Source organism: Nocardioides jensenii JCM 1364 = NBRC 14755 (assembly GCF_001552535.1).
Classification (GTDB): domain Bacteria; phylum Actinomycetota; class Actinomycetes; order Propionibacteriales; family Nocardioidaceae; genus Nocardioides; species Nocardioides jensenii.
In genome coordinates this window covers 95,606-109,364 of sequence record NZ_BCRJ01000024.1, presented here as the reverse complement: position 1 = coordinate 109,364, position 13,759 = coordinate 95,606, and the positions used below count along the sequence as shown (strand labels likewise).

16 protein-coding genes are annotated in these 13,759 nt (G+C 68.7%); 10 read left to right on the top strand and 6 right to left on the bottom strand.

Annotated elements, in window-relative coordinates:
* The 4 genes from recD to NJ4_RS07595 form a co-directional block, all read left to right on the top strand.
* The coding region (recD, locus tag NJ4_RS07610) for an exodeoxyribonuclease V subunit alpha (protein WP_082748282.1) at positions 1-1,204 on the top strand (1,204 nt) is incomplete at its 5' end.
* A 68-nt stretch (positions 1,205-1,272) separates the two neighbouring features.
* Positions 1,273-2,418: an acyl-CoA dehydrogenase family protein gene (locus NJ4_RS07605; protein WP_067432512.1), complete on the top strand. Its 1,146-nt coding sequence runs from the start codon at positions 1,273-1,275 to the stop codon at positions 2,416-2,418.
* A gap of 105 nt (positions 2,419-2,523) precedes the next feature.
* On the top strand, positions 2,524-3,120 hold the full coding sequence (gene thpR / locus NJ4_RS07600; protein ID WP_067432509.1) for an RNA 2',3'-cyclic phosphodiesterase: 597 nt from the start codon (positions 2,524-2,526) through the stop codon (positions 3,118-3,120).
* A gap of 42 nt (positions 3,121-3,162) precedes the next feature.
* On the top strand, positions 3,163-3,777 hold the full coding sequence (locus NJ4_RS07595; RefSeq protein ID WP_067432506.1) for an ACT domain-containing protein: 615 nt from the start codon (positions 3,163-3,165) through the stop codon (positions 3,775-3,777).
* Between the two features lie 47 nt (positions 3,778-3,824).
* Here the strand turns inward: NJ4_RS07595 and NJ4_RS07590 are convergent, their stop codons facing one another.
* Positions 3,825-4,316 carry an FBP domain-containing protein gene (locus NJ4_RS07590; protein WP_067432503.1) on the bottom strand — a complete coding sequence of 164 codons (492 nt, stop codon included), beginning with the start codon at positions 4,314-4,316 and terminating at the stop codon, positions 3,825-3,827.
* A 53-nt stretch (positions 4,317-4,369) separates the two neighbouring features.
* Positions 4,370-4,807: a nitroreductase family deazaflavin-dependent oxidoreductase gene (locus NJ4_RS07585; protein WP_067432500.1), complete on the bottom strand. Its 438-nt coding sequence runs from the start codon at positions 4,805-4,807 to the stop codon at positions 4,370-4,372.
* A 184-nt stretch (positions 4,808-4,991) separates the two neighbouring features.
* Here NJ4_RS07585 and NJ4_RS07580 point away from each other — a divergent pair, with 184 nt between their 5' ends.
* A complete protein-coding gene (locus NJ4_RS07580) occupies positions 4,992-5,936 on the top strand; it encodes a 1,4-dihydroxy-2-naphthoyl-CoA synthase (protein ID WP_067432497.1) in 945 nt (314 codons plus the stop codon).
* A gap of 231 nt (positions 5,937-6,167) precedes the next feature.
* On the opposite strand, the gene NJ4_RS07575 is transcribed toward NJ4_RS07580, so the two are convergent.
* Entirely contained in the window at positions 6,168-6,452 is a 285-nt protein-coding gene (locus NJ4_RS07575) for a Fic family protein (protein WP_157550898.1), read from the bottom strand.
* Positions 6,453-6,580: 128 nt separating this feature from the next.
* On the opposite strand from NJ4_RS07575, the gene NJ4_RS07570 reads away from it, so the two are divergent.
* Positions 6,581-7,060, top strand: coding sequence for a hypothetical protein (locus NJ4_RS07570; RefSeq protein WP_067432491.1), 480 nt, complete (start codon positions 6,581-6,583; stop codon positions 7,058-7,060).
* A 7-nt stretch (positions 7,061-7,067) separates the two neighbouring features.
* On the opposite strand, the gene NJ4_RS07565 is transcribed toward NJ4_RS07570, so the two are convergent.
* Both NJ4_RS07565 and NJ4_RS07560 read right to left on the bottom strand, forming a co-directional pair.
* Complete coding sequence (locus NJ4_RS07565) at positions 7,068-8,132, bottom strand: hypothetical protein (RefSeq protein ID WP_067432488.1); 1,065 nt, start codon at positions 8,130-8,132, stop codon at positions 7,068-7,070.
* A 31-nt stretch (positions 8,133-8,163) separates the two neighbouring features.
* Positions 8,164-8,463 (bottom strand): type VII secretion target, encoded by a 300-nt coding sequence (locus NJ4_RS07560; protein ID WP_169799228.1) that lies wholly within the window; start codon positions 8,461-8,463, stop codon positions 8,164-8,166.
* A 118-nt stretch (positions 8,464-8,581) separates the two neighbouring features.
* Between NJ4_RS07560 and NJ4_RS07555 the strand changes: the two genes are divergently transcribed.
* Genes NJ4_RS07555 through NJ4_RS07545 form a run of 3 tightly spaced genes read left to right on the top strand, consistent with a single transcriptional unit; the run spans position 8,582 to position 10,666 of the window.
* Positions 8,582-9,253 carry a VOC family protein gene (locus tag NJ4_RS07555; protein ID WP_067432483.1) on the top strand — a complete coding sequence of 224 codons (672 nt, stop codon included), beginning with the start codon at positions 8,582-8,584 and terminating at the stop codon, positions 9,251-9,253.
* 59 nt (positions 9,254-9,312) lie between these two features.
* The gene (locus NJ4_RS07550; protein ID WP_067432480.1) at positions 9,313-9,933 is read left to right on the top strand and encodes a DUF4333 domain-containing protein; all 621 of its coding nucleotides are present in this window, start codon (positions 9,313-9,315) and stop codon (positions 9,931-9,933) included.
* 34 nt (positions 9,934-9,967) lie between these two features.
* Entirely contained in the window at positions 9,968-10,666 is a 699-nt protein-coding gene (locus NJ4_RS07545; RefSeq protein WP_245644498.1) for an NAD-dependent deacylase, read from the top strand.
* Here the strand turns inward: NJ4_RS07545 and NJ4_RS07540 are convergent.
* Positions 10,655-11,428 carry a TetR/AcrR family transcriptional regulator gene (locus NJ4_RS07540; protein WP_067432477.1) on the bottom strand — a complete coding sequence of 258 codons (774 nt, stop codon included), beginning with the start codon at positions 11,426-11,428 and terminating at the stop codon, positions 10,655-10,657. The genes NJ4_RS07545 and NJ4_RS07540 overlap by 12 nt on opposite strands.
* 98 nt (positions 11,429-11,526) lie before the next feature.
* Between NJ4_RS07540 and NJ4_RS07535 the strand changes: the two genes are divergently transcribed.
* Complete coding sequence (locus NJ4_RS07535; RefSeq protein ID WP_082748281.1) at positions 11,527-13,647, top strand: MMPL family transporter; 2,121 nt, start codon at positions 11,527-11,529, stop codon at positions 13,645-13,647.
* Positions 13,648-13,759 lie beyond the last annotated feature (112 nt).

Here is a 13,759-nt window from a genome sequence, read left to right as displayed (position 1 = left end):
CACGACCGTGGCCGGGCTGCTCGCCGTGCTGATCGAGCAGGCGGAGCTCGCCGGGCACCAGGCCCACATCGCCCTGGCCGCGCCCACCGGCAAGGCCGCCGCCCGGCTCCAGGAGTCGGTGCAGGCCGAGACCGCAAAGCTCCCCGACGAGGACCGGGCCCGGCTGGCCGGCCTCACATCGTCCACGCTGCATCGTCTGCTGGGCGCGCGCCACGACAACGGCACCCGCTTCCGCCACCACCGCGCCAACCGGCTGCCCCATGACATCGTCGTGGTCGACGAGACGTCGATGGTGTCCCTGACGATGATGGCCCGGCTCCTCGAAGCGGTGCGCCCCGAGGCCCGACTGGTCCTGGTCGGCGACCGCGACCAGCTCGCCTCCGTCGACGCCGGTGCCGTGCTCAACGACCTGGTGCTGGGCCTGCCCGACGACGGCACCGTGATCGCGCTGCGCGACAACCACCGCTCCACCGAGCAGATCATCAGGCTGGCCGAGGCCCTGCGCGACGGGCGCGACGACGACGCGGTCACGGCACTGAACGAGGGGTCCCGGGCCGAGGTCGAGTTCGTCACCGCGGAGGACCCCGCTCTTGCCCTGCGCGCCACGATCACCGCCGCCGCGCTCGCCGTACGACGTCACGCGGAGGCGGGTGATGCGGAGGCCGCGTTGGCCGCGCTCGACGAGCACCGGCTGCTGTGCGCCCACCGCGAGGGACCGTTCGGCGTACGCCACTGGAACCGGCAGGTCGAGGCGTGGCTCTCCGAGGCGACCGGCGACCCGCTCTACGACACCTGGTACGTCGGCCGCCCGGTGCTGGTGACCGCCAACGACTACGGGCTCGGCGTGCACAACGGCGACACCGGGGTGGTGATCCGCCGCTCGTCCGACGGGGCGTTGCGGGTCGTGCTCCGCGGCGCCGAGGGCTTGCTCGACTTCGCGCCGAGCCGCCTCGATGCGGTGGAGACCATGCACGCGATGACGATCCACAAGGCCCAGGGCAGCCAGGCGACCGTCGTCACGGTGCTGCTCCCGGACGAGGAGTCCCGGTTGTTGACCCGCGAGCTGTTCTACACCGCCGTCACCCGCGCCAAGGAGCGGGTGGTCGTGGTCGGCAGCGAGACCGCGGTGCGGCTCGCGGTCGCCCGTCGGGCGATCCGGCCGAGTGGACTGCAGCAGCGGCTTCGCGGACCGGAGCCACGCTGACCGGCCCGCGGTGCGACCCGGGGCGGACCGTCGCTCGGCACAAGTGACTCGCGGGTAGAATTCAGGCCATGAAGCGCACCATCTACGACGCCGACCACGAATCCTTCCGCGCCTCCGTGCGCGAGTTCCTCGAGCGTTCGGTCATTCCGAACGTGGAGGAGCACGCCGCGAACAAGGCACTCCCGCGCGAGTTCTGGCTGGAGGCCGGCAAGCAGGGCTTCCTGGGGCTCTCCATCCCCGAGGAGTACGGCGGCGCCGGTGCCGACGACTACCGCTTCAACGCGGTGCTCTTCGAGGAGCTGAACAAGGTCAACGCCGCGCTCGGCTCCTGCACCGGCATCCACGCCGACATCACCGCGCCGTACCTCGTCGAGCTCGGCACCGAGGAGCAGAAGCAGAAGTGGCTCCCCGGCGTGGCCGCCGGCGAGATCCTGCTGGCGATCGGCATGACCGAGCCCTCGGGTGGCTCCGACCTGGCCGGGCTCAAGTCCACCGCCGTCCGCGACGGCGACCAGTGGGTGATCAACGGCTCGAAGACCTTCATCACCAACGGCTACTCGGCCGACCTCGTGATCACCGCCGTCCGCACCTCGCCGGAGAAGGGCGCCCGCGGCATCACGCTGTTCGCGATCCCCGCCGACGCCGAGGGCTTCAGCCGTGGCCGCAAGCTCGACAAGGTCGGCCAGGACGAGTCCGACACCGCCGAGCTGTTCTTCGAGAACGTCCGCCTCGGTGACGACCACATCGTCGGCGACCTCGACGGCGGCTTCATCCACATGATGCAGAAGCTGCCGCAGGAGCGCCTCGGCTGCGCGATCTCGAACGTCGCGCACGCCAAGCAGATCCTGATCGAGACGCTGCAGTACGCCAAGGACCGCAAGGCGTTCGGCCAGGGCATCGGCTCCTTCCAGCACAACAAGTTCCTGCTGGCCGAGCTGTTCACCCAGATCGAGGTCACCGAGTCCTACATCGACCAGTGTGTCATCGCGCACGACAAGGGTGAGCTCACGCCGATCGACGCCGCGAAGGCGAAGTGGTGGTCCTCGCAGGTGCAGAACGACGTGCTCGACCACTGCGTGCAGCTGCACGGCGGCTACGGCTTCATGAACGAGTACCGCGTGGCCCGCGCCTGGCGCGACGCCCGCGTCTCGAAGATCTGGGCAGGCTCCAACGAGATCATGAAGGAGCTCATCGGCCGCGATCTGGGGCTGTAGCACGCACCTCGCGGCGTTGTCGGGCCTCGACGGCCCGCTCCGCTCGAAGGCCGCCTTCGGCTCTCCGCCTTGCGATGCACGCACTCCAGCACCCAGATTGGTGGGGTGCGGGTGTTCGTGGCGGTGGTGCCGCCGGCGGAGGTGCTCGAGGACCTCGAGGAGTTCCTCGAGCCGCGGCGCGAGGCGGCGGAGTTTCGCTGGACGCTGCCAGAGCAGTGGCATCTCACCCTCGCCTTCGCGCCCGCAGTCGCCGAGCGCCACCTCGACGACCTGGTCGAGCGGCTCGAGCGCGCCGCGCACCGGCGTACGCCGTTCGACCTGCGGGTGGCAGGGGGCGGAGCGTTCCCGGGACCGGATCGCGCCCGAGTCGTATGGGCAGGCGTGGTCGCCGACGAGGCTGCCTCCACCGAGCTGAGCCGGCTGGCCACCGGTGCCCGCGCCGCAGCCGCGAAAGCGGGAGCCGAGGTCGACGGCGGCCGCTTCAAGCCCCACCTCACCCTGGCCAGGCTGGGTCGGCCGGGGGAGGTCTCCGACTGGGTCCGTCTCTTCGGCGCGTACGCCGGTCCGACCTGGACCGTCGACGAAATCACCCTGATCGAGTCACACCTGGGTGAGGGCCCGAGACGCCGTCCGCGCCACGAGGTACTGCAGACCTTTCCGCTGGGAGGCCGCGGCCGCGGCCGTGGGCCAGTCAGCGTCTGAAACGGCAATCCGGCTGAAACATCAGCCCGATACAGTCATTGCATGCCGTTCCTGCTCCGTGTCGAACTGCCCGACGTCCCTGGGTCTCTGGGGCGCCTGGCGACCACGATCGGTGAGGCCGGCGGTGACATCGAGGCGATCGAGATCGTCGAGCACCGCCATGACGGCACCGCGGTCGACGACGTGCTGCTCGAGATGGCGCCGGGTGCCATGCCGGACTCGATCGTCTCGGCCTGCAACACGGTCGACGGTGTGAACGTCGTGTGGATCTCCCGCTACGCGGCGGGCGGCAACCTGGTCATGGACCTCGAGGCCGTCGAGGAGCTCACCGCGCACCCCACCGAGGCGCTCGACCGGTTGGTCGAGCTGCTGCCGTTGACCTTCCGCGCCGACTGGGGCGCCCGCGTTCGTCGTACGCCGGACGGGGTCGTGCGGGTGCACGCCACCCCGGCCGCGCCCGACACCTTCGACTGGTACGACATCGACCGTGCCACCGAGGTGCCCTCCGGTGACGAGAACAACCTCTTCGCCGCGGCCCCGTTGATGTCGAACGAGCTGATCCTGATCGGACGCCGCGGGGGTCCGGAGATCCTCGGCTCCGAGCTGGCCCGGCTCAGTCACCTGGTCAGCCTGGCGGTGTCGATCTCCCGGTCCTGACCGGCCGATCGGCCGAGCGGCCGAGCGGCCGAGCGGCGGTTCGAAGTTCAGGCCAGCACCCGACGGACGAACACGTCGAGTTGGGTGCGGACCCGCTCGACCATCGCGTCGGTCGACAGGGTCTCGCGCAGCTTCGGCACCCCGGAGCTCTTCTGCCCGCGGGCGTAGAGCGAGCAGGCCAGGTCGCGGCACAGATGGATGCCGGCGGTGTCGCCACGCTTCCCGGCCGCACCGGTCTTCGCGGCGACCGTGAGGCACACGCCGGTGTCAGTGTGAGCCGTTACGCACACTTCGCAGAGCTTGCTGCGTCTTGCCTGCCCCGTGCCGGCGGGGTTCTGCCGCAGAAGCAGACCGACGAGCTCGCCGTCGTGCTCCGCGACGAGGTAAGCCCGCGAGGATCCCGACGGGTCGGTCCAGCCCAAGAAGTCGAGGTCCGCCCACGGCACCACCGTCAGGTCGGGCAGTGCCGCACGTTTGGCCTCACCCTGGGAGCAGTTGACGAAGGAGGCGCGAATCTGGTCGGCGGTGAGGGGTTGCACCGGACGACGGTAGCCGCGCAGCGTCCGGCGATCCAGCGGGTTTGCTGGAAGGGTCAGGCGCGTTCGAGCAGGAACACCGGGATCTCGCGGTCGGTCTTCTCCTGGTACTCGGCGTACGGCGGGAATGCCTCGACCGCGCGCGGCCACCACTCGGCTCGTTCCCCGTCGGTGGCGAGGCGGGCGACGTACTCGTGCGGCTCGGGACCGTCCTGCAGGTCGACGTGCGGGTCCGCGACGAAATTGTGGAACCACTCGGGATGCTCCGGCGCGCCGCCCTTGGAGGCCACGGCCGCGTAGACGCCGTCGTGCTCGACGCGCATCACCGGATTCTTGCGCAGCTTGCCGGACTGGTGGCCGCGCGAGGTGATCACCACGATCGGTCGGCCGTCGGGCAGCGTGTTCGCCTCCTCGCCGTTCGATGCCTCGTAGGCCGCGACCTGGTTGCGGACCCATTCCGCGGCGCTGGGCTGGTACTCCCCTTGTAGTGTCATACCTTCCACAACACCATGCCGGGGGCGAAGATTCCAGTGTCGGGGGGCACCCTGGGTGCGTGTGGCTCCGACAAGGCAGCCGACGGCAAGCCTGGTGCAGGCCGGTGGGGAGCCCAAGGGCGTCAGGTGTGAGGTCACCGACGTCACCGTCGGCTGACGGGTCGTTCGGCGATAGCCTGCGCCCATGAGTGCGATTGCTGGAGTCTCCGAGATCTTTGATGCCGAGGCGTGGGACGTGGTGCCCGGCTTCGAGAACCTGACCGACCTGACCTACCACCGGGCCAAGGCGCACGGCACCGTCCGGGTGGCCTTCGACCGGCCCGACGTGCTCAACGCGTTCCGCCCGCACACGGTCGATGAGCTGCTGACCGTGATGGAGCATGCGCGAACGTCGGCCGACGTGGGCTGCGTGCTGCTCACCGGCAACGGCCCGAGCGAGAAGAACGGCAAGTGGGCGTTCTGCACCGGAGGCGACCAGCGGATCCGCGGCCGGGCCGGCTACCAGTACGAGGCCGGATCCGCGGGCAACACGGACACCGGGGCCGAGGATCCGAGCCCGATCGACAAGGCCAGGCTGGGGCGGCTGCACATCCTCGAGGTGCAGCGGTTGATCCGGTTCATGCCCAAGGTCGTCATCTGCCTGGTCAACGGCTGGGCCGCGGGCGGTGGGCACTCCCTGCACGCGGTCTGCGACCTCACTCTCGCCTCCCGTGAGCACGGTCGCTTCAAGCAGACCGATGCCGACGTCGGCTCGTTCGACGGTGGCTTCGGGTCGGCGTACCTCGCCCGCCAGGTGGGGCAGAAGTTCGCCCGCGAGATCTTCTTCCTCGGCGACGAGTACGACGCCGAGCAGATGCACGCCATGGGTGCGGTCAACAAAGTGGTCGACCACGCGGACCTCGAGAAGGAGGCCCTCGAGTGGGGCCGCAAGATCAACGCCAAGTCGCCGACGGCGCAGCGGATGCTCAAGTACTCCTTCAACCTCATCGACGACGGTCTGGTCGGTCAGCAGCTCTTCGCGGGTGAGACCACTCGCCTGGCCTACATGACCGACGAGGCCGTCGAGGGCCGTGACCAGTTCCTCGAGAAGCGCGACCCCGACTGGTCCGAGTTCCCCTGGTACTACTGATCTGGCGCGTCGGTGCAAGGTCGTGCTCGGGGTTTGGTGCAACTCCCCAACCGAGAGGCTCGCACTGCGCCTTGACCACGGACTGGGCTGCTGTCCCGACGGGGTTATTCGTCGGGGTCCTCACGGCAATGCTCGCCGGATCTCGCTGATGAGAGTCGGGTAGGGATCGGCCAGGGGACTTCGCTCGGCCCGTAGCGCCGCCTGGATCTGGCGGAGCGGCTCACCGGCAACCTAGTGGCGGCCGCGGCGCTCGCCACGTGCTTCCAGCAGGCCGGTGTTGGCGGCGTTGACCAAGTCGCGGGTGGCTGTGCGTTCGTCGAGCTCCGTGAGCTTCACGTAGGACGGCCGGGTGACTCGGAGACCGATCAACGCGTCGAAGAGAGCCGCTCCGATCCGTTCGTTGAGCCTGTGATCCGCGATGAGTTCGTCGATCTTTGGCCACTGAATCTCGGCCTCGTCGAACCGACGTCGGACGGTCTGCGCCTGCATATGGTGTGCCCTCAGGTTGAACTTCACCCAAAGGGCCGCGTCGTTGCCGGGGTTCCACGTCCCACGACCGGTGGCGGCGAGAACGTCGTAGACCGTTGTCGCGGCCCCGGTACGGTGAGAGCGAAAGTGCCCACCGTGTTTTGGAGATCTCTCGGATGTCATTCCACGACCAGATTCATCAGTATCTCGAGCAGGCAGAGCAGGAGATGCGAGAGAACGAGCGGAAGCTCGGCGAGTTCCGCAAGATCGAACCGCAGCTCGCTGAGCTGGTTGGCGAGGGCTTCGGTGCCGAAGGCAAGGTCCGGGTCACCTGGACCCAGACGGGCCTGCAGGACCTGGAGTTCGACCCGCGCGCCCTTCGGCTGACGTCCGGCATCCTCTCCCGCGAGGTCAAGGTCGCGATCGCACAGGCGATCGAGCACCTGCGCGACCAGACCATGGAGATCGTCAACAACCTGGGTGTCGCGACGCCTGAGATGCCTGACCCCGAGGAGGCGCAGCGCCAGCTCGGAAAGTTCCGCGAGGAGATGATGGGCGCGTTCCGGCTCAGCGGCGAGGAACTCGATCGGGTGGCACGGCTCCGGGAGCAGTACAACCCGTCGAAGCGGGCCGACCGCCCCGGTGCCCCCGGCTGAGGTTCAGTCAGCCGCTGTAGGGCCCCCGGTCCGGCTCGTCCTCCCCGAACAGGATGTCGCCACCCTTGTTGCCGGCGTCCTCGGCAGCCCCGCCCAGGTGCTCGTCGACGCCCTCCTGGATGGGGTCGTTGTTCTTGCCCAGGTAGTCCTCCGGGTTCACAATCCGGTTGCCGACGTCAACCGGCCACGGCGTCAGCGACTCGATGCCGCTCGCGGCCAGGTTCTTGACGCCCTGCTCGATGGCCATCTCGACGGTGGCACGTCCCAGGTCGGTCCACGCATCCTCGTCGCCGTGGCTCTTCTGCTGGCCCGCGTCGAAGAGGGCGCCACCCACGATCCCCGCAGCAGCCGCCGCCAGGACGCCTTGAAGCACGACCGATCCGATCTTCAGGCTGCGGTTGCAGGTGACCGCCGTGGCCAGGCCCTCGGCGTAGATGACCTCGGAGGGGCCGAGGTTTCCGACGATGCTGGCGACCGCTGCGTAGAAGAGGGTGGCGTTCGCGAACTGGAGGACGCCGACGATGCTGCAGCCCAGCGGCCAGGCCCCGAGGGGTACGACGCCCGCGACCAGCGACCACCCCACGATGGTGGCGAAGAGCTCGGCGTCCCCGATCTGCTTGGCCAGCTCACCGAGCTCCTTGTTGAACGCCTCGCGATCGTCGCCCGACCACTGGTCGGCGTTGAGGCTGTAGGTCAGCTCCTCCAGACGCGTGCGGGCCTGCGTGAGCTTGCCGGCGGCGTCGAACCACTTGTCGGCCGCCTCGCCGACGGCGAAGGGCGCGCCCAGGCCGTCGCCCATGATCCAAGCCGTCCCGTTGTTGAACTTCAGGCCCGGATTCCGGTTCAGTCCACCCAGGCTGCTCCGCCTCTTGACGATGCCGTGTCGACCGAGGGTTCCGCCGTCGCCGATGGCCGGGAACGACTTGGCGCCCTGGGTGAGCGCGAGGTCGGCGATGATCGACATCGGCGGCGGAAGGACGTTGATCGGAAAACAGCCCGCATAGATGCAGAAGCCCTGGTTGACGCGGACGGCTGCCTCGACTCCTGCGTCGACGCCTTCGGCGATGGTCACATTCGCTCCTCAGTGGTGGTGGCGGGCGCTCTCACTCGACGACTCTCACGGTCGCTGCTTCCTCGGCCTTGTCCCAATAGTCCGCAGTCAGGTTCAGGCGGTTCTGGATCGAGGCGATCTGGTCGGCCTGCTCGTACGCGTCGTTGCCGGCGTACTCGATGGCGCCGAGGAACGCGTAGGCCAGCGGTTGGCCCGAGGGGCTGAACGCGTCGGCCTGGGTGTCCGAGTCGGCGATGGCCTGCTGTGCTTCGGACAGGAGCTGGATGACGTCGTCGAGATCGCCGGCCAGTCGCCGGAGGGACGGTGGGTCCACACGGATTTCTCCGCTCATGGGATCTCCTCGATCGGGGGTGGTGTCTTGCGCGCGTACCCGACATCGCGTCGCTGAAACATCGTTCGCCGACCGAATCGGGTTCCGGCCACGGATCACGAGTGGCAAGGTGGAAACCATGAGCGAAGACATCCCGAAGGGCCGACTCAGCGGTGACGAGATCGCCACGATGGGCGTCGACGACTGGCGCTCGATCAACCTGACCCTGCGAACCCGTTTCACCACCGGTGACTTCGTCACCGGACTGCGGCTGGTGAACGCGATCGGTGAGGCCGCGGAGGCCGCCAACCACCACCCTGACGTGGATCTGCGCTACCCCTACGTCGATGTCGTGCTGAGCAGTCACGACGTCCACGCCAAGACACAGCGTGACGTCGATCTGGCGCGGCAGATCAGCGAGATCGCCGCGGGCATGGGCATCTCCGCCGACCCCGGGGCGATGCAGGAGGTCGAGCTCGGACTCGACACCTGGGACGCCGATGAGATCCGGCCGTTCTGGGCGGCCGTGCTCGGACTCGAGCAGTCGCCGCGCTACGAGGAGGATCTCAACGACCCGTCCGGCAACCTGCCGACGCTCTGGTTCCAGGACGCCGACCAGCACGACGAGCCTCGCCAGCGCTTCCACCTCGACCTCCGGGTGCCGCCCGAGCTCGCGGAGCAGCGCATCGAGGCGGCACTGGCCGCCGGTGGTGTGCTGGTCTCCGATGACCAGGCGCCCCGGTTCACCGTCCTGGCCGACGCCCAGGGCAACAAGGTCTGTGTCTGCACCCACATCGGGCGCAGTGATTGATGCCGGCTCGGGGTGGGCAGGACTGTGGTCGGACGGAACGCCAACCACGAGGAGCACCCATGCGCCGCCTGAAGATCTCGACCGCTCTCGCGATCGCGAGCCTGATCGCCCTGACCGGCTGCAACTCCGGCAGCGACGACGGCGACAAGGACGACAAGGACGAGACTTCGTCGGCAAGCCCGACCGAGAGCGAGACCTCGGACGACATGATCCCGGGGGACCAGGTCGCCGCGAAGGCCGAGACCGCCCTGGCCGGCGAGGTCGAGAAGCTCGCCGAAGGCAGCTTCGAGTGCCCGGACCTCGAGCGCGAGGTGGGCGCCACCGCCACGTGCACCCGCTCCTCCGAGGCCGAGGGCTACTACCTCACGATCGATGGACAGGTCGACGTCACCGATCTGCGTGACGACGACTTCGCGCTGCACGTGCAGATGGACACGACCCCGCAGACGTTCGGCACCACTGGCGAGTCGATCGAGGCCGACCTCTCCAACCAGGCGCAGACGAAGTTCGGCGCGGCGCCCTCGGCGATCGACTGCCCCGACCTCGAGGGCGTGGACGGCTCGACGATCACCTGCGACCTGACGGTCAACGACGAGGAGAAGAAGATCGAGGTCACCGCGACCGAGGTCGACCTGGCCGCGTTCACGATGAGCTACACCTTCGCGGAGGTCACGTCCTGACCCTGGGAGGGCGACTGCCCTTAGGGTGCTGGTTGTGAATGTCGTCGTACTGACCGGTGCCGGGATCTCAGCCGAGAGCGGAGTCCCCACGTTTCGCGACGCCGACGGACTCTGGGAGGGGCACCGGGTCGAGGACGTGGCCACCCCCGAGGCGTACGACGTACGCCCGTCGATGGTGCAGAAGTTCTACGACGACCGCCGGGCAGCGTTGGCCGGTGTCGAGCCGAACCCGGCGCACACCGCACTGGCCCGTCTCGAGGAGATCCTGGGCGACAACCTGCTGCTGGTCACCCAGAACATCGACGACCTCCACGAGCGCGGGGGATCGCGCCACGTCCTGCACATGCACGGTCAGCTGCTCTCGGCGCTGTGCCGCGGCTGCAACGGGCGCTCGCCGTGGGAGCAGGGGCTCAGCGACTTCCCACCCTGCCCACGCTGCGGCGTGCCTGAGCTCCGGCCGGACGTCGTGTGGTTCGGGGAGGTGCCCTACGAGATGGACCGCATCCAGCAGGCGCTGATGCGCACCGACCTGTTCGTCTCGATCGGTACGTCGGGAGCGGTGTACCCGGCGGCCGGATTCGTGCAGATGGCGAAGGCGTGTGGCGCCCGGACCCTCGAGCTGAACCTCGTCCCCAGTGAAGGCACGGCGTTCTTCGACGAGGCGCGCCACGGCCCGGCCGGTGAGCTGGTGCCGGTCTGGGTCGACGAGATGATGACCCGCTCAGCCCTGTGAGCCGAGGCCGGCGACGATCAGCGGCTCCAACCGCGGCAGCTCGTCGGCGAGGCCGAGAATGCCCGCCTGGGTGCGGAACATCTGCCGGAACAGCACGCCGGTGCTGATCATCCGCGGGTCGATGTGGCCGAACACCTCGAGCGTGACCGTGCCGTAGAGCGCGGCCCACGACTGGGTGAACACCCACAGCAGGCCGCGCAGGTCGTCGGGAATCTCCACGGGAGCCCCGGGCATGATCGGATCCCGCAGGATCTCGACCAGGTCGTCGTCGAGGTCCGCCAGCTCGGGGTACGGCGTGTCGTACTTCTGCCAGATCTCCACCAGGAGGTCGTTGAAGAGCACGCCCGATGCGGAGACCTTGGCCAAGGTCGTCTCGACCAGGGTCGGGTCGAGGCAGAGGGAGGCGACGTCCATGTTGGCGAAGACCACGGAGAACTCGTTGCGTGAGGCCAGTGCCCACCGTCGGAACGCCAGTGCCGCGGCCGTGATCCGGGCGGCCGGGTCGTCCTCGGGCTGGCTGTCGCGAGCAGGCTCGAGGAACTCGCGGGCCATCGCGGCATCGATGCCGATCGCGACCACCCGCAGCAGGTCCTGGTAGGACGCGACGTAGCGGTAGAGGGCCGGGGCGGTCATGCCCATGCGCTGGGCCACGGCACGCAGGGAGAGTTCGCCGCCGGCGGCGAGGATCGCGCGCGACGCCTCGACGATCTCGTCGAGGGTCGCCTGCCGCTGGCGTTCGCGGCGACCGGGTGCAGCTGTCACGAGAAATCCTTCGATACGTGGTTGACGCGGCGAGTTTACACTGTTTACCGTTAACGGCGTTAACTATTCTGATACACCATCACAAAGGGATGTCCGTCATGGAACGCTGGGGTGCGATCATCGCCCGCAGGGCAGTGCAGATCCTGGTCGTCGGCGTGCTCGCCGTGCTCGGCGCAGGTGCCTACGGGGCCGGCGTCTTCGACTCGCTGTCGCAGGGCGGCTTCGACGACTCGGCCAGCGAGTCCTCCCGCGAGCTGGTCCGCGAGCGTCAGGTCTTCGGCAACCGCACCGTCGATGTGGTCGCGATCTACTCCAGCGACGACCACACCGTCGGCGATCCCACCTTCGAGTCCTCGGTGCGCGCCACGATCGCCGACCTGCCCGGCGTGACGACGCAGGTCGTCAACTTCTACGAGACGCCGTCGCCGTCGCTGGTCAGCCACGACAAGCACGCCCTTCAGGTGCCGATCTCGCTCGAGGGCGACACCCAGAACGAGCTGCTCGAGAGCTGGGACGAGCTCGAGCCGCACCTCGGGGCCGACGGTCTCGAGACCGACGTCGCCGGCGCCTTCGCGGTCTACGGCGACGTCAACGAGATCACCGAGAAGGACCTGGCGAAGGCCGAGATGATCTCCGCCCCGGTCGTCCTCCTGCTCTCCCTGCTCATCTTCGGCAGCCTGGTCGCGGCGTCCATGCCGGTCCTGGTCGGCGCCATCGCGGTCGTGGGCGCGCTGGCCGTCGTACGCCTGCTCACCGTCTTCACCGAGGTGTCGATCTTCTCGGTCAACGTGATCACGCTGATCGGGCTGGGTCTGGCCATCGACTATGCGCTGTTCATCATCAGCCGCTTCCGCGAGGAGCTGGCCCGCCGGCCGGAGGACGATCCGGACGCCGCGGGGGAGGCGATCACGGTGACCATGGCCACCGCCGGCCGCACGGTGCTGGTCTCGGGGCTGACCGTCGCCGCGGCGTTGAGCTCGCTCCTGGTCTTCCCGCAGAGCTTCCTCAAGTCCATGGGGTACGGCGGCATGGCGGCGGTCATCGTGGCCATGGTCTCCGCACTGACCGTGCTCCCGGCCGTGCTGCGCCTGCTCGGCCGCCGGGTCGACGGTGGACGGCTGCCGTGGCGTCGGCACCGCCCGGTCTCGGTCGGCAACGACCACGGCGCCTGGGCGCGTCTGGCTCACGGTGTGATGCGCCGGCCTGTGGTCGTGACCGTCGTGGTCACCGTCAGCCTCCTCGCGATCGCCTCCCCCTTCCTCGGTGTCACATGGGGAAGCGTCGACTACCGCGTGCTGCCTTCGGATGCGCCGGCGCATGTGGCTGCCGACAAGCTGAACACCGAGTTCGGCCCGGAGGCCTCCAGTGCCAATCTGCTCCTGGACGGGGTCAGCAAGGCCGACGTGGCGGCGTACGTCGACCGCATCGAAGGCCTGCGCGCCCCCGAGGTGTCGGTGCGGCCGGTCGAGACCGCGGGCGACGTGACGCTCCTGCAGGCCACCTGGGAGGGAAACAGTCAGTCGGAGCTGTCGCAACGCGTCGTCGAGCGGATCCGCGAGCTTCGGCCCGACGGCGGCACGGTGCTCGTCGGCGGGCTCGCCGCGACCACGGTCGACCTGCTCGACTCCGTCGGTGCCCACCTGCCCTGGATGGGCCTGATCGTGATCGGCGTGATGCTGCTCCTGCTCTTCCTCGCGTTCGGGTCGGTGGTGCTCCCGGTGAAGGCCGTGGTGATGAACGCGATCTCGATCACGGCCTCGTTCGGCGTCGTGACCTGGATCTTTGCCGACGGTCACCTCGAGGGTCTGCTCGGCTTCGAGTCGCAGGGCTACCTCGACGCCACCCAGCCGATCCTCATGCTGGCCATCCTGTTCGGTCTCTCGATGGACTACGAGGTGTTCCTGCTCTCCCGGGTGCGGGAGCAGTGGGACCTCAGCCATGACAACGACCGGGCGGTCGCGATCGGGCTGCAGAAGACCGGACGGATCATCACCAGTGCTGCCCTGTTGCTGGCGATCGTGATCGGCGCCTTCGGGCTGAGCGGCATCGTGTTCATGAAGATGATCGGCATCGGCATGCTCGTCGCGCTGCTTCTCGACGCGACCGTCGTCCGGGCTCTGCTGGTGCCGGCGACGATGAAGCTGCTGGGGCGTTGGAACTGGTGGGCCCCCGGCCCGCTCCTGCGTTGGTGGGAGCGTTACGGTCTCAGAGGCCACTGAGTCGGCGTCCGAGGATGGGCGCGCCGGGCACTGAGGCGTGACTCACGATCCGCATGGTGGGACGGGTGCCCGAATACTGAGCGGCTGGGCCCTAGATTGCCACCCAACCGAC